Source organism: Streptomyces triticirhizae (genome assembly GCF_003696235.1).
GTDB lineage: Bacteria > Actinomycetota > Actinomycetes > Streptomycetales > Streptomycetaceae > Streptomyces > Streptomyces triticirhizae.
Genome location: NZ_RFFJ01000001.1, coordinates 113,709 through 128,689, shown reverse-complemented (window position 1 = coordinate 128,689; position 14,981 = coordinate 113,709). Strand labels below are relative to the sequence as shown.

At 69.6% G+C, this 14,981-nt stretch carries 12 protein-coding genes and 4 pseudogenes; 5 read left to right on the top strand and 11 right to left on the bottom strand.

Features of this window, described 5'->3' with window-relative positions:
• The 3 pseudogenes from EBN88_RS30345 to EBN88_RS31430 form a co-directional block, all read left to right on the top strand.
• Positions 1–379 (top strand): annotated as a pseudogene (locus EBN88_RS30345) (hypothetical protein); the annotation flags it as partial.
• A gap of 42 nt (positions 380–421) precedes the next feature.
• A pseudogene (locus tag EBN88_RS32625) lies at positions 422–502 on the top strand (hypothetical protein); the annotation flags it as partial.
• A 346-nt stretch (positions 503–848) separates the two neighbouring features.
• Positions 849–1,227, top strand: a pseudogene (locus EBN88_RS31430) (IS630 family transposase); the annotation flags it as partial.
• Positions 1,228–1,317: 90 nt separating this feature from the next.
• On the opposite strand, the gene EBN88_RS00575 reads toward EBN88_RS31430, so the two are convergent.
• The 3 genes and pseudogenes from EBN88_RS00575 to EBN88_RS31425 all read right to left on the bottom strand — a co-directional run.
• Positions 1,318–2,898, bottom strand: a complete 1,581-nt coding sequence (locus tag EBN88_RS00575; protein ID WP_199742203.1) for a fused MFS/spermidine synthase — start codon at positions 2,896–2,898, stop codon at positions 1,318–1,320.
• 369 nt (positions 2,899–3,267) lie between these two features.
• Positions 3,268–3,486, bottom strand: a complete 219-nt coding sequence (locus EBN88_RS00570; RefSeq protein ID WP_158621294.1) for a hypothetical protein — start codon at positions 3,484–3,486, stop codon at positions 3,268–3,270.
• Positions 3,487–4,020: 534 nt separating this feature from the next.
• A pseudogene (locus EBN88_RS31425) lies at positions 4,021–4,167 on the bottom strand (peptidase C39 family protein); the annotation flags it as partial.
• A gap of 269 nt (positions 4,168–4,436) precedes the next feature.
• Here EBN88_RS31425 and EBN88_RS00560 point away from each other — a divergent pair.
• Entirely contained in the window at positions 4,437–4,634 is a 198-nt protein-coding gene (locus EBN88_RS00560) for a helix-turn-helix domain-containing protein (protein ID WP_122181757.1), read from the top strand.
• Positions 4,635–4,877: 243 nt separating this feature from the next.
• Here the strand turns inward: EBN88_RS00560 and EBN88_RS32530 are convergent, their stop codons facing one another.
• On the bottom strand, positions 4,878–5,483 hold the full coding sequence (locus EBN88_RS32530) for a fused MFS/spermidine synthase (protein ID WP_147472613.1): 606 nt from the start codon (positions 5,481–5,483) through the stop codon (positions 4,878–4,880).
• On the opposite strand from EBN88_RS32530, the gene EBN88_RS00550 reads away from it, so the two are divergent.
• Positions 5,473–7,302, top strand: a complete 1,830-nt coding sequence (locus tag EBN88_RS00550; protein WP_122181755.1) for a coiled-coil domain-containing protein — start codon at positions 5,473–5,475, stop codon at positions 7,300–7,302. The two genes, EBN88_RS32530 and EBN88_RS00550, sit on opposite strands and share 11 nt — an antisense overlap.
• Positions 7,303–7,436: 134 nt before the next feature.
• Here the strand turns inward: EBN88_RS00550 and EBN88_RS00545 are convergent, their stop codons facing one another.
• The 7 genes from EBN88_RS00545 to EBN88_RS00515 all read right to left on the bottom strand — a co-directional run bounded on the left by EBN88_RS00545 (position 7,437) and on the right by EBN88_RS00515 (position 14,762).
• Positions 7,437–8,447: a DnaB-like helicase N-terminal domain-containing protein gene (locus EBN88_RS00545; RefSeq protein WP_158621293.1), complete on the bottom strand. Its 1,011-nt coding sequence runs from the start codon at positions 8,445–8,447 to the stop codon at positions 7,437–7,439.
• A gap of 273 nt (positions 8,448–8,720) precedes the next feature.
• Positions 8,721–9,320 carry a DUF6884 domain-containing protein gene (locus tag EBN88_RS00540; protein ID WP_122181753.1) on the bottom strand — a complete coding sequence of 200 codons (600 nt, stop codon included), beginning with the start codon at positions 9,318–9,320 and terminating at the stop codon, positions 8,721–8,723.
• Complete coding sequence (locus EBN88_RS00535) at positions 9,320–10,216, bottom strand: hypothetical protein (protein WP_233580351.1); 897 nt, start codon at positions 10,214–10,216, stop codon at positions 9,320–9,322. Before EBN88_RS00535 ends, EBN88_RS00540 begins: the two co-directional genes overlap by 1 nt.
• 607 nt (positions 10,217–10,823) lie before the next feature.
• The gene (locus EBN88_RS00530) at positions 10,824–11,645 is read right to left on the bottom strand and encodes a hypothetical protein (protein WP_122181752.1); all 822 of its coding nucleotides are present in this window, start codon (positions 11,643–11,645) and stop codon (positions 10,824–10,826) included.
• Between the two features lie 34 nt (positions 11,646–11,679).
• The gene (locus EBN88_RS00525) at positions 11,680–13,461 is read right to left on the bottom strand and encodes a type IV secretory system conjugative DNA transfer family protein (RefSeq protein ID WP_122181751.1); all 1,782 of its coding nucleotides are present in this window, start codon (positions 13,459–13,461) and stop codon (positions 11,680–11,682) included.
• A gap of 113 nt (positions 13,462–13,574) precedes the next feature.
• The gene (locus tag EBN88_RS00520; protein WP_122181750.1) at positions 13,575–14,006 is read right to left on the bottom strand and encodes a hypothetical protein; all 432 of its coding nucleotides are present in this window, start codon (positions 14,004–14,006) and stop codon (positions 13,575–13,577) included.
• Between the two features lie 96 nt (positions 14,007–14,102).
• Positions 14,103–14,762 (bottom strand): hypothetical protein, encoded by a 660-nt coding sequence (locus tag EBN88_RS00515; RefSeq protein ID WP_158621292.1) that lies wholly within the window; start codon positions 14,760–14,762, stop codon positions 14,103–14,105.
• Positions 14,763–14,981: the final 219 nt, after the last annotated feature.

The following is a 14,981-nucleotide window of genomic DNA, read 5'->3' as shown; positions in this document are numbered from 1 at the left end:
GCGGCTGGCCGAGGCCGCCCACGACTGGCCGCACCACGCCCCCGCCCCGCCGACCGTGGCGGCCGGCCCGCAGGCGCTGGTGACCGACCGGAGCAAGGCCCCGCCCGCCGCGCTGGCCGACGGGCCCTGGCGCACCGTCGTCCATGTCACGCGCACCGTGCCGCGCCGCGCCGCGTTCTGGCACCGCCCGCACATGCTGCTGGCCCTCGACGCCGCCCACGCGCCCCAGGTCGCGCGCCTGCTGGGCGCCGAGGCCGCCGCCCACACATCCCGCCTCGCCCCCGGCGAGGTCGCCCTCTTCCGCCCGACCGTCCCCGAAACGCTCCGCCTCGACATCTCCCCCGCCGAGACCGCCCTGTTGACCCCGCCCCGGCCCTGACGCGGGAGCCGCACGCGCCGCACCCATGGCACCGGCACCGTCGAGGAGGCGTCGTTGGCCCCGGCGGCCGGAGTTCCGCTGTACATCGCCGCGGGCTACGGAGGCGCCGCCGCGGATATCGCCGAGGCTCTCGGATACCCGTGCGACCTCCAGGTACCTCGTCCCACTGATGCTTCTCCGCCCGACCCACGCTTCACCGAGGGGCTCGCACGGCTCCAGGAACGCGCCGCCGCCCCCGACTGGCCCGGACTCCGTAACGGCTTGCCGGAGGAGGACAACCGCCTCTACGTGAACTCCCGCTATCCCCAGGAGATCGCCGCCCTCACCGATCACGGACTGATGCGACTCCGCTCGTCGGCACCGGAGACCGCGGCCGACGATCCAGGCCAGCAGGGGACCTACCATCGAGGTCGTGACCACGGCCATGACCACCATCAGCGAGTGGAGATCCTGCCCGAGGAAAGTCCAACTCCAGGCCGACGAGGACACCGTCGGGAGGTGATCCGCCGGTTCAACGAGGTCGGCCCGGCCTGCCTGGACCTTCCATGGGCGGGAGTCCCTCCCCTGCTCACCCTGACGACGAGGGCTTCGTCGTCCAGACGGCCAACACCCGCCCCACCACGCTCGGTCAGCCCCTCACCCGCTGGCCGATCCGCGAACTCGTCGCCTGCCCCTGAGCGTGACGCCAGGCTTCACCACATCGAGCACCTACTGGACCGTTCCCGGACCGGGTCTTCACCCGCGACGGGTTCGGGCCCTTGGAAATCCGCGCCATAGCGGGCTCCTGCCGGGCGAAGACGGGCACACCGAACCGGCTGCCGGCGACCTACCGCCACACCCACGGCGTCACCACCAGCCAGACCGCGAGGCCCCGGCGACGGCGTTCGCCGGGGCCCGTCGCACCGCGATACCGTGCCCCGTCGCGCCGCCCGCAGGGCTCAGCGGCGCTGCGGGTGCGGGGTCAGGAGTTGGTCGACCGGCGCGAAGTCGTCGGTCAGTACGCGGGCTTCGCCGATCCACTCCGCCAGCGCGGCACCCTCGACGACCCGCCAGCCGCTGCCGCGCTCGGCGACGCGTTCGCCCCACGCCTCAGCGTCGAAGGGGGTGTCGGAGGCCGTGGCGACGAAGTTGCCGCCGCCCTCGCCCTCGAAGGCACCCGGCCGCCCCGCCACCGCGACATGCTCGAACTCCGCATCCAACGTGCGAACGGCGGCGCGGACGAAGGCGAGTTCGCCGTGGTCGATCATGTTGACGGTGTAGAGGCCGCCGGGGCGCAGCACCCGTCCGATGTCGGCGAGCGCCTCGCGGGTGGTGAGGTGCCAGGGCACGCTGACGCCCCCGAACGCGTCGCCGACGACCAGGTCGCGGGAGTCGTCGGCGATCCGGCGCAGCCCCAACCGGGCGTCCTCCACCCGCACCTGGAGTCGTTCTCCCGTCGCCACGCCCAGTCGTTCCCGGTCGATCTCGATCACGCCGGGGTCGATCTCGGATACCACGCTGGTGGAGCCCGGGCGCACCGCGTCCAGATAGGTCGGCACGGAGAGCCCGCCGGCGCCGAGGTGGTAGGCGTCCAGCGCCTCACCCGCCGGGTAGGCGGTGTCGATCAGGGAGGCGATCGCCTGGACATAGGCGAACTCCAGGTGCTCGGGGTCGTCGAGATCGACGTAGGAGTGGCGCAGACCGTCCAGGACGAGGGTCCGGCCGCCGTCCCGTTCCGGGTCCTCCTCGACCGCCGCGCAGTGGTAGCGCGTCTCCACGTCGCACCCGCTGGGGACCGCCGCTCCCCCGGCGACGCTGCCGCCGACGGCCACACCAGCCAACAACATCCGCCGCCCGCGCCGCCAGTCCCGCGTCGAGGCGTCGACGAGGACACCGGCCAACAGCAGGACGACCCCGAGGCCCATCAGGATCACGCTGACCGGGACGACCGAGACCAGCACGAACCCGGTCAGCACCGTGCCGGCGATGCCGCCGGCCGTCCCGACTCCCGAGAGCCGCCCCACCACCGTGCCGGTCACCTCCAGGTCGACCAACAGCAGCTTGGTGACCATCGGGGTGACCGCCGTGAGCAGCGCGGCCGGCACGAACAGGCAGCAGCCGCCGACGAACAGCGCCATCGCGCCGTCCGCCGCGCCGGCCAGCCGCACGGCGCTCGGCGTCAACGCCACGGCCACCCCGGACAGCCCCAGCAGCGGCCCGAGGGTCCGGCGCGGCGCCATCACGTCGGCGGCCCGCCCACCGGCCCACGCCCCCAGGGCGATCGCCGTCAGGGCGATGCCGATCACCATGGTGTTCATCTCCAGGGTGAGCCCGACATAGGGCGCCAGCAGCCGCAGCGCGACCAGCTCGACGACGAGCACCGCCGCCGAAGACCCGAAGACCAGCACGGCGCCGGTGCGCGGGCCGATCCCCGGCGCGGGCGCCGGCTCCCCGCCCTCCCCCCGGGCGGCTCCGGTTGGCGTGGCGCGCGTGTCCGAGGGGCGGTCACGGCCCGTTGTCCCTGATGCGTGAGCAGTCATGTCGACCTACGTTCGAAAGGTGAAGTCCGCCGGGTTGCACGGGCGTTGCCGGGACGGCGCCATGCCGACCGCGCGGGGGCGCCCCGGAGGCCGGCCGAACGGCCGTCCGGCATCGCCGCGTTCCTCATCCTGCCAGCAGCCGCGCGGCCGTTCCGCCCCTCGGATGCGGAACGCGCCGGTGGGTCGCCCACGCGTCAACTCCCTTACGAGCGGCCCGGGGAGACGTGATGCATCCGCCCTGGGGTGCCCGAGCGCTTCCCAGCGGCTCGGCGACGCCTCGGTCGGCAGGCCGCCGGAAGGCGGGTCAGACCCGGAGGAGAAGAGGCCCCCGCCGGCTGGCGGGGGCCTCCGTTCAGCGCGAGGCGCGCGTCAGCGGCCGGTCAGACAGTTGAGCAGCACGGTCGGGTTCGTGGGGTTCCCGGCCGCGTCGACCACGCAGCCGACCACGCCGACGATGTCGACGGTGACGTTGAGGGTCGCGTCGATGGGACTCTCCGCCGGCTCGGTGGCGGCGCTCGCGGTGGACACGCCGCCGACGGCCAGCGCGAGCGTCAGCGGGGCGAGAACGAGAGCGGATCGAAGGCGCACAGTGAATTCCTCTCAGAGGAGACCGGCATTCGGAGCGTCCAGAATGACGAGGCTCGACATGACCCGACAAGACGACCTCGGTCACCCACTGACGGGCCGTCACCGAAAACACACAACGCGCCCGCGCGCGCTGTGTGGGTTGGGAGGAGGCCGCGCGGCGTCAGCGACTGACCGCCCCCGCGACCTGGGGCGCGGTGCGACACGACCTCGCCTCGACCAGTCCCGTGATGAACACGCGGGGAAACGCGGGACGTTTCCGCCCCGAGTCCCATCGCACCTACGCGCAACGCCTGCCGATCCCCGTCGGGAAGGGGACGCTCCCCATCCGGATTTCCTGAGGAGATTTCTGGAACCGGAGCACCAGACATTCTCGCCTCCCCCACCACGGGCCGCGCGACCCACGCCGCGCCCGCGCACGACCGTGACCCCGGCCGGGAGGTCCTCCCCACGGGTCTCTCGTTGACGGGAACACCGCCCGACCACGGTCACGGTCGACCGCTGCGGCCACCCCTCACCCAGGAGGGCCGCCGGCGCTCAGCGGCAGCCCAGCCGCCGCAGCGCGCGGCGTTGGCGGGCGGTGGGGCTGGTCGGGAAGTACAGGTAGCAGACCCCGCCCGTGCCGCCTCTGACCTGGCCGTTCTCGTCGTACCGCTGGGTGCGGAGCCAGATGTTCTCGAACTGCTCGATGCGCTCCTACCACCAACTCCCCTTGTTCGCAAATGTGCTGGTCAAGCCGTTGCGACACAAGGGGAGTTGAGTCGCCTCCACCTGCCGTGCTGACTCGGTGCTGGCTTCCGTTGCCGCCCGTTTCGGTCCGTTCACGCCCATCGTGCTGGATCAGTGCTGGATGTTGAACGAGCCGGGCACTCACCCGGTCTCGCCCGTTTGGGGTGACCGCCTGATTTCCTTAACCTGTCCGAAGACAACGCTGGCGCCAAGGAGATCATGAAATGAAGAACACCCTATGGACAGTCAAGGATCTCGCTAAGTTCCTCGACAAGCCTACGTCGTGGGTCTACGAAAACCACGCACGCGAAAAGGTACCGAGCTATCGCATCGGGCAGCAACTGCGCTTCCGCCCCCACGAGATCGAACAGTGGCTGCACGAGCACCGCCGTCTACAGGTGCCGCGTCGAGAAGGCCATTAGAACGAAACGAATTCCCTGTGCCCCTCAATTTCTAGTGACTTCCCTTTGGCCGACGAAGCGAGGTTCCCGCAAGGTCTGGTTCTTTGGACTGCCCACTTCGACGCCGGGACCGGTTCAACGTGATGCGGAAATCGCGGATCGCGCCCCAGATACGTCTGGCTGTTGCACTACATGTGGGAATCCATTCCTCGGATCAAGCTACACCGTTGATCCGTTTGTCCCACAACATGACAGAGCGGCCTCCTACCGTCCCCGGCATGACGAACCTTCACCGCCGTTTGCGCGGTGTACTGCCTGTGGCCGCCCGGGGCGCAGCGTTCGCCCGACGTCGGCCAGCGCCTCGCGGGTGGTGAGGTGCCAAGGCACGCTGACGCCTCCGAACGCGTCGCCGACGACCAGGTCGCGGGAGTCGTCGGCGAGCCGGCGCAGCCCCAACCGGGCGTCCTCCACCCGCACCTGGAGACGTTCACCGGTCGCCACGCCCAGTCGTTCCCGGTCGATCTCGATCACGCCGGGGTCGATCTCGGAGACCACGCTGGTGGAGCCGGGGCGCACCGTGTCCAGATAGGTCGGCACGGACAGCCCGCCGGCGCCGAGGTGGTAGGCGTCCAGCGCCTCGCCCGCCGGATAGGCGGTGTCGACCAGCGAGACGATCGCGCAGAATGTCCCCGGCCCTCGGCCCGGTTTGTCTAGTGCCGGTGGTAGTCGTAAGCGGGGGGTGAGCGACGTCCACCGTGTCTCGGCCCCGTGCCGCGCAGGGCGTATCCGGCGAGGCAGGGAGTCGTTGGGGCTTGCGTGGCCGGCGAGCGCCCGGTCGCCCCAGGGAAGCGAGGCCGGTGTGGAGTTCAAGTTTCTGCGGCAGGAGTGGTTGATCGACGGGGTGTGGGACGGGCTCTCCCACGCGGCGCAACTTCGGCACTACCGGGCGACAACTGGTTCGGCCGGCAGTCTGTGCGCGGAGTCGGCCTGGGTGGCGTTGGGGGCAACGACCCCGCTGACCGGGCTACCCGAGCCCTTCCGTAACCAGGTGAAGGGGATCAGGCTCACCCTGGGCACGGCCTCGGGGGTGTGGACGGCCAGCTGCGACTTGTCGGCCGGCGAGGTGGAGTTCGCCTGCCTGGGAGGAGGTGAGGTTCAGCGGCGGTCGGTGAAGCCGAAGGATGGTTCGGACAGCGCAGGTCGCTTCGCACTGGGTCTGATGGGCGTGCCCTCGGTGGAGACCGAGAGCGGGAAGGTCACGATCGACAGCGTGATGCGGCTGCTGTACTTCCCGCAGGCCCTGGCCAGCTCCCCCACGCTGTTCGGCCATCGCACGGGAGGGACTGACCACGATCTGACGATGCGAATCGTGCTCGGGATCTCGGATGAACGCGCCTGCCACCTGCGCTCTCGGCAGAAAGTCACTGCGTCCGGCGCGCGGAAGGCCGCCAACCGGTTGGAGAAGGCCCGGGAGCGCCGGCGGGCGCAGGGCCTTTTCACTGAGCACGAGTTCGATGTCGAGGAGCAACGGCTACGGGAGCGGCTGCGGGAGGCCAAACAGGAGCAGGAACGAACTGCCCAATCCTTCAAGGAACGCACGGGCTGCTACGACGAGTTGACCGCGCAGGTCGCAAGCGCACGGGAGCAGGTGTCCGCCGCAGCGGGGGTGGCTCAGGAGGCGGCACATCGGATCGGACCGCTCCTGGAGCGGCTCGGTGGAGCACGGGAGAGGTACAAGGTCCTGCGAGAAGAACTGAACGGGCGCACGGGCTGTCCCGCGTGCCGGCAGTCGTTGCCGTCTCGGGCTCCTGGGCTGTGTGGGGTATGTGGCCAGCACGCTGCCGAGATCGAGGCACAGCTGGGGCAGGAGGAGAAGGCCGCCGACGAGAAGGCGTCCGCGTTGGTGAAGTCGGTCGCTGACGCTCGTCAGGCGGAGGAGACCGCGGTGCGGGACCGCCTGACCGCCGAGAAGAAACTGAGCGACGCCCTGTCGGACGCCGAGGCTTACCGAGTCAGCCAGATCGCGCCCGCGGAAGAGGAGAAGGCGCGCGCCGAGACCATGGTGAAGGTGACCCAGGCACGGCTGGAGGCGCTGGCCGAGCATCGGCGCGAGCTCACCGAGATCTCACTGCTGGAGCGGGAGGTAGAGCACACCGCCACCCGCGCGGAGGAGGCCAAGCGAGCTTGGGAGGTCGCGCAGGACGAGGTGGACGCGCAACAGCAGCGCGTCGCAAAGGAACTCTCCCGTCTGTACTCGGACTACCTGTTGGCCCTGACCGACCGCAGCGAGGTGCGTACCGCTTCCATCGACGCCCTGACCCTGCGTCCTCGGGCGAATGGCAGGCCAATCAGGGAACTCGCCACGAGCGCCGGTCTACTGGCCCTGGCCAACCTCGCGATGTACCTGGCCCTGTTCACCGCCGCGCGGACCTTGCCCGGCGCGCGGCTGCCCGGCCTGCTATGGGCCGACTCCCCCTTCGACGGACTGGGGGCGGGCGACGTCGGAGAACGCCACACCAACGCCGCACTGCGAGCCATCATCGCGGCCAGCGCAGACGCAGGAGAGGCCGCGCAGCTCATCCTGACGACAGCCCATGACCTGCCCACCACCCACCCCGGCGTGCGCACCACCGCCTTCAGCCCCGACAAGCCGTTCATTCCCCACGGAGTCCGTTCCACCACCAGCTAGTACGGAGCACCACCCAGATCGTCAACCCGCCCGAGGCAGCACGGCCACGCGTTCGACCGTGGATCGGCCGTGGGCCCGTGGGTCGTTCCCGAGACCTCTGATCGGCGCGACGCGGGTTCGGTGTTCCCACTGGGTCAAACGTGGCGGTGGGCAGTCACTGGGGCTGGTCCTGCCGTGGAGGTGGCGCGTGAACGGCTGCCAGAGGTGGGGTGCCTGGCTTGCCAACGGCGAATGGTGGTGGCCAGGTAGTTCAGTGGCTGTTGGGCGTGACGGACGACGGTGCGCAGGGGCGTCGCTTCGTTGGTGGCGTGGGTGTGGATGGTCTCGGCGGTGCGGGTAGCCGCGCGAAGGACCGAAGAAGTAAGGAGCCGATCAGCGAGGAAAGTTGGTGAACTGCCGGTGGGATGGTCGGCGATGGCGTCGAGATGGTGGGATGCGTCGCCGTTGAGTGTTTGGCGGCGGTGCATCTCCCAGTGGAGGGTGAGGGAGTCGATGGGGTCGCCGCGGTGGGCGAGTGCGGTCAGGCACTGGTAGAGGTGGGCTCGGGTGGGGTTGGTGAAGTCGGTGGGGTGGAGCCAGGGGATGTCGCGAAGTCCTTCGGGGTGGTGGGTGAGGGTGGTGAGAAGGTCGAGTTCGTCGGCGACGTGTTCAGGATCGGTCGGTGGCGGGTCCGGTGGGGCGGAGGGGTCGCGGTGGATGGCTGGGGGTGGGGGATGGTGTTGGAACTGGGTGATGAGGGGTTCGGCGGCGTCGATGACGCGAAGGAGCGCTCCTTCCCCTGCCGCCTGTTGCAGGCGGGTGGCCGCTTGGATGAGGAGTCGGCGGGTGGCTCCTTCGCGGACGATGGTGGCGTAGGTGGGGGCGTGGCTGGGCCGTGGGCAGGCGCCGGTGACGCGGTAGAGGTAGGAGGTATTGAGCCCGCGCACGTAGCGGCGTGCTTGGGCGAGGACTGCGGTGGGCCAGGCAGTGGTGGTGGTCGGTGTTTTCGTGTCGTGGAGGTCGAGGAGCGCCTGGTAGATCGCTCGGTGGATCGGCTTCTCGAAGTCCTCCGGCTTCAGGCGTTGTTGCTTGAGGTGGACGAGTTGGGTGGGGTCGAGGAGGCAAGCGCCCAGGACCGCCTGCTCCGCGTGCTGGAGGAGAGACAAGGAGGACCTCCGGGGCCGAGGGCGGGAGGGCGTCAGGCCGCGAGGGTGAAGTCGCCGGAGCCGGTAACGTGCGGGTGGAGCAGATACGCGGCGAGGGCTGGGGGGGGACGCCGCCGACCTGGTGGATGACGTCGGTGCGGATGGTGAGGTGTCCGGCGGCGGCGCGGGTGGCGCAGGCAGCGGCGTCCAGCTCGAGGCCGATCTCCCGACTCTTCGTGCGGAGTTGGGCCAGGCCGACGGCCCAACCACCGGCCCCGGCGAAGAGGTCGAGGATCATCGTCCCGCCCGTCGGGGGGTTGACCTGGCCAGGGTGGTCGGAGTGGTAGGGGTGGTTGCTCGGCTGATGTGGGCCAGGCGTGAGAGGTGATCGCCGATTCCGCGGGCACCGGCCAGCGGCGTGTGTGCGTCGGGGAAGACGCTGCGTACCAGGTCGGTGTAGGTACGGCCGGCCAGCACGGTGACGAGTGCACCGTTGAGGGTCAAGTCGTCTGCCTGCTGGCGCAGTTGCTCGGTGGTGATGCTGCCTGGGGCGCCGAGGCGGAGGTCGTAGGAGCGAATCGCCTCAGCGGGATCGAGGAGTCCGTAGCGGGCGGAGAGGATCAGGATGCGACCGGCGTGTCCGGAGTCGGTGAGGGCGTCGGCGGCGCGGCGGGCGGCTCGGTTGTAGGGCCCGGTGTACATCTGGCCCGCCGGCAGGGGCGTCGAGTCAAAGGGGGCACGGGCCTTGCGGGCACCGCAGGGGATGTCGGGGCGCCACCGGGCTGCGGCGGTTTCGATGGCGATGAGGACGCCATGTCGGCCGTGGTGGGCGAGGTGACTGATGCGGGTCCCGGGCGGGATGCGCCCGGGACCGAGTCGGAGGTGAGGCGGCATCAGGCCGCTTGGTCATAGTCGGAGGGGACGGGGGCGTCGGAGCGGCAGGACCACGGTGAGCATCCGTCCTCGACCCCGGCTTCGAGAACTTCCTCTGCTGTCTCAGGCAGGGGTGGCTGGCGTTCGGCCCACTCCCGTGCGCTCAACCGGTCGATCGGAGCCTCGGATAGCGGGAGGCGGGAGCGGTGGAGAAAGGCCTGCCCGAGTAGAGGGTTTCCGGCTGCGTTTGCGCGGGCGTTGCCGGACCGAATCGCGGTGTCGAAGGCGACGACATCTTCCCACTCCTGCGGGCTTTCGTCGCGGATCTTCCGCCATTGCGCATTCCCGTGATATGGACAACCGAGACAGGCGGATTTCGGGGTGGATTCGAAGCCCAGCTCCCGCAGATAGGTCAGGCAGTCGTCGCGGGTCCATCCGAGGTCGATCAGGGGGTGGCGGTTGGTGATGTAGCGGACGTCGGAGTCCTTGGCACGGTGGAATTCATCGATTGATATTCCGATCCACTGTTCGACGCATATCCCCTTGGGCACGCGGGTGGGATGGGGAAACCCAAGGAGATGACGCACTTGCCGCTTTATGGGTTTGATTTTGTATTCGGATGTGCATTGCCGGCGCATCATCCCCGGCTTTCCGTCAGGGTTGAGGATGTGGAGCGGCATGGAGGCGAATCGCTTCTTCGGGTTGAGAGCATCTGCGCGGATATCGCCAGCCGAGACGCGGTGGATGGGTATGCCGGCAGGTTGGGCTACCTCCCGTTCCAAGCGGTCGAGGTGGCGATATACAGTCTCAGGCTCCCATTTGGTGTCCGCGAAGATGGCACCGTCGAGGGAGTCGAGTCGGCCGCGGGCGGCCAGGAGTAGGAGGGCGGTGGATTGAACTCCGGCGCCCAGGGACAAGAGGCGCAGTGTGGGGATCGGTGTCACAGGGGCAGCTCCAGAATTGAGAGATGCTTGGAATCGCTGGCTCAGCGACTACGGCCGGATGGCGGACTGGGCGGCAGCTGAGAGCGCGGGGCGGCACGGCCTGGCCGTCCTACGGTGTGACGGATCGTCTCCAGGAAGGCGCCATTTTCGGACAGGCGCCAAAAAGTCCAACCCGGTCGAGTGGGTTTGACATGGGGGCGTGTCGCCTTAATCACCGCGCCGGCGGCACCACTGGCCGTCGTGTAGTGCCCCGCACCGGGCCCGGAGAGGATACTGAGGGCGCCCGTGGCGGGATAGAAATACCCTTCGGCGCGATGGCGATGATAAATCGCGTAAACGGAGACGTGTGCACCTTCGAGGCCTGGATCTTCGTTTGCGGACTCAGCGTAATGGCGAAGTAGGTGCGCGATGATCGCACTAGGGGAAACCTTCATAGCCCGTGCGAGCAGCATCACTTGCTGGTGGTCCTCGGGATCGACGTCTAGGGGACGCTTCATAGATGTCAAGTTCTTCTCATACCGGTTGAGAGTGAGTGCCCGCCGGGCCGTCGCACCGTGAAAAGTGCGGGTGTGCTAGTGGGTTAGCGCTTGCGGCTGGATGGTGGGCTAGGCGGAGTGGCAGGATTAGGCGGTTGAGGGCGCGGGGTGGCCCGGAGGGCGGCGAGGGCACGCTTTCCGTCCGGGGTGAGGGTGATGGTCTGTCCGTGGTAGAGACTGGTGCTGGTGTCTCGGCGAACCAGCCCCTTGTTCCCCAGGGCGTAGTAGGTGGCTATGGAGATGCGTGCGTCGATGTCGGTGGAGATCTTTGCCTGGCCCACGCGTGACTCCCGCATCTGCACTGGGTGCTGGTCGATGATCTCCAGTGCTCGTTGCTGTGCTGGTGTCAGCGTGACGGGGCCCGGTGGGGTGGCAGTGCTGCTGGTGTGGTGGTGCCGGTCCGGCGTGGCAAGGGCGTTCCTACTGGCGGCGATGGCGGGGAGAACCACGGCCATGGTGGCGAGGTGGCGGGCCGTCGCGTGGACACCGCGGGCGAGGTCGGAGTCGACGAAGATACGGCCGCGCACGTGGGCGGTGGGATCGAGGGCCTCTGCTCGGATGGTCGCTTTGCGGAGAAACCCTGCCAGCTGTGTGAGGTGCTCGGTCAGGGCGCTGTGGACGAGGGCAGCAAGGTCAGCCAGGTCCTCGGCCCTGGCTGCTTGACGCGACAGTTCGTCGAGACGGGTGGCGGGAGGTGCGGGTGGGGTGAGGAAGACCTCGGCGTGTGGGGCCGTGGAGAGGAAGGGTCGCAGGCGTGGGTCGAGACCGGCGGCGATGAAGTCGGCTTCGGGAGGTGGGTCGGTGTCGCTGAAACTCTCGATGTAGGTGAGGAGTCGGGTCAAAGCGGCGAGGTCAGGTGGTGCCATACGGTCGGCTTTCCTTCAGGGCGGGGGCGGGTGGTCAGGCGGCCTTTCGGAACGCGTCCCTCGTGGGGGTCGGGTGAGTGGCGCGGTGGGTGATGCCCTGGGTCTGGGCGGCGGATTCGGCTGCCAGTTGCTCGGCGTCAGGGCGGCGATACCAGGGGGTGAGGGTGATCAGCGCGACAGGCAGTCCGGTGGCCAGCAGCAGGGCTTGGCCTTTGGGGAGCGCGCGGATCTGGTCCGGGGGCAGGATGCGCTCGGTGCGGGTGGAGATGCTGGTGGAGCGGCCCTGCTCGCCCCAGGAGCGGGAGGTGGTGGGGACTTCGTGCTCGCCGACGAACCTGCTGAGTTTGTCGGCGAAGTCGGGGTCGTCGACACCGGCACCGATGATCTTGATGGTGGCGGCTGACCAGAGGGCGTCCATCCCCACCTCGCCCCACACGCGCTGGCCTTGGCGGTAGGACTGCAGGATCGTCAGGGGAAGGACGCCGCGGCTGCCCAAGTGCGAATACAGGTCGGGGAGATCGGCGATTTTGCAGATGTTGGCGGCCTCATCCAAGACGCAGATCATCGGGGGGTCCAGCCGTCCTCCGGCTCGTTCGGCGGTGCGGACGGCGGCGCGCATGACGGCGTCGGCCGCTGCGGCGATCACCCCGCCGGCCCCTCCTCCCCCGTCCTTCGACAGCAGGAAGAGCGTGTCGCGGGAGCGCGCGAACTCCTCAGGCTGGAACTGCGGAAGGTCGGGTTGGGGGGTGACCCAGGCGGCGACGGAGGGATCGAGCAGGCAGGCGACGAACTGCCGTGCCGTCTCATAGATTCCATCGCGGGTTTCAGCGGCTCCAGCGACCGTTCCTTCCAACTGGTCGGCGCGGTGATCCTCACCGATGTCGCGCAACGCGTCGATCGGGGTGCGATCTGCGGGGGCGGCCAGCCACCCGAGGACGGCTGTGACCGGACGCCGGGTGCGGGCGGCGGCGAGAAACAGCGAGGTCAGAGTGTTTTGGGCGGCCGAGGACCAGAAGTCGCGGTCGGAGTCGCTGATGGTGGCGGCGACGAAGTGGCCGGCCAGGCGCGCGGCGCCTTCGGCGGTGGTGGCCTCGGCGAGGATGTCCCACCACATCTCCCGCGCGGCGTGGGCGACCTGCTGAGGGTCGAGAGTCCACACGCGGCCCTTTCGGGCGCGGGCGGTGTGGGTGACGGTGAACGCGTCGCCGCCGGCTTTGTTGCTGGTAAGCATCACCGGTCCGGGTGCGGCAAGCACGGCTGGGATCGCCAGGCTGGTGGTCTTGCCCGAGCGCGGGGCCATGATCGCGACCTGGACGTCCTCCCAGCTGGCGAAGACGGGCCGGCTGGTGGGGGCAAGGTGGCCCAGTTGGATGCCGATCTGCTCGGCAGCGGGGCGCCGCGCGAGGCCGGGGCGAAGTTGCCGCGCCCGGGCGGTAGTTGCCCGGGGCAGGAGCGGGGCGACCTGACGGGCGCTGGCCAGCCGCCGCACCGGGCGTGGACGGCCGGGGCGGTGATCGCGCCACCACCACCCTGCGGCCAGCAGGCCGGCAAGGGCCAGGAGGCCGGGGATGATCCAGCAGCCGATGACCAGGCCGACGGTTGGCGTGCGGGGCCACAGCCGGTCGGGGTGCGTGAGCGCGTCGGTGGGGGTGTAGGGGGCCCAGGACCCGGAGTCGGTGGCGAGGGTGGCGAGGTTCCCGCCGAGCCAGGCGGTGTGGGCGAGGATCACGCCGGTGGCGACGAGCCCGACGAGAGCGTGGACGAGGGCGTCGGTCAGGGGCGAGGAGGCGCTCGGGGACGGGGAGGAGGGGGGCATGGCGGGTTCCTGCGCTGTGGGGGGTGTTCGAGGGCGGGGAACAGCCATGCGTTTCTGGGTGGTCGGGGCACGAGGCGGTCCTTGCTGTGGGTGGTGGGGCGGGTGGTGGAGGGCTACCAGGCTTCGTCGGCGGTGATGGCGTCGGCGATGTGGACCAGCTCGCCGTCGACGATGCGGTAGGAGTTGGTGTCGCGCTGGCCGGGTTCGCCGGTCAGGTGGGGCAGGACCCACCGCTCCAGCTGGCGGAGGTAGTCCACGCACGGCGAGCAATCAACTCCGGTGTGGATGAGGTACTTCGGGGCCGCGGTGAAGTAGGAGACGGTGCCGCCCCGAGGGTCCCGCACCCTCCACCCGTCGACGTCGGTGGCCTGGTGCCACGAGGGAGCGACCACGTCGAAGACATCCCCGGTCAACGCGCCGTCCTTGGCGCCGAGGATGATCAGGACCTGCTCGCCGGGCGCGAAGTGGTCGTGGTCGACGCGGCGCGTGAAGGTGGGCGTGTCCACGATGATCGTCATTCGCCGGGTCGGCTGGTCTTCTTCCATGACAGGCTCCTTCACGAACAGAGACGGAGCCGTCAGGGTGCGTGCCGTTCCGGAGCTTGGTGGTGCCGGGATCTCGTGCTAGCAAACGGCGTGTTCTCACCGTCCAGGTCGGGGTGGTGCCGGCGGTGCCTCAGGCTTTGGCGGCGCCGGGTTCGCGGGGTGCGCGGGGTGCGACGAGAGGTCTGGGGAGATGGCGCGGGCCAGCCTGGTGACCTCCGGCTGCAGTGCGGCCCCGAGGCTGGCGGCCGAGCGAAGGTGGCCGACGATCTCCTCGATCCGGTCCAGCACGGAGTCGCCTGCTGGCGGGTCGCCTGCGGCTAGCGCGTGAGCGACCTCCTGGAGGACCTCGACGGTCGCAGCGATCAACGAGTGCCGCCTGCCGAGGAGTTGATAGATCTCCCAGCTCAGCTGCTCGGGGTGCCAGATCTCCGGCAGTCGATCGAAGAGCTGGAACACCGTGTCGATCGCCGTGTCGGTGTCGTCGATGTCCGGCACCGGAGGTAGAGGGCCGCGCATGACGCAGGTGACGCCCTTCGAGTCCAGGAGCCTAGTGACCAGGGAGATCTGCCGGGCAGCCTGGTAGGGGTCGACGCCACGCAGCACGTGGCCCCCGACCTCCACTTGGCGAAAGCCCTCTGCCTCCAACACCTCCACCACCTCTGATGCCGGCTTGGCTCGGGCGATGACGACGGTGGTTTCTCCGGTGACCTGGTCCCACTCGATGACCACCTCGGGTTCAGGGGCGAACCAGTTCATGTCTGCTCGCAGCAGTGCTCGATGTCCGCGGTGCGGTGTCCGTGGTGCACGTGAACGACGGGGTGTCCCGAGGCGCCGAGGTGGGCGACGGCGTCGGTGATGGCTCGATGCTGCTGGTCGACGGGTAGGTCGGCTGGCGGTACCCAGGCGCGCAGTCGAGGGCAGCGAGCGAAGCGGCGGGAGGTGAGGTAGGGAGCGGGGTCGGTCCGGTCGTGAGGG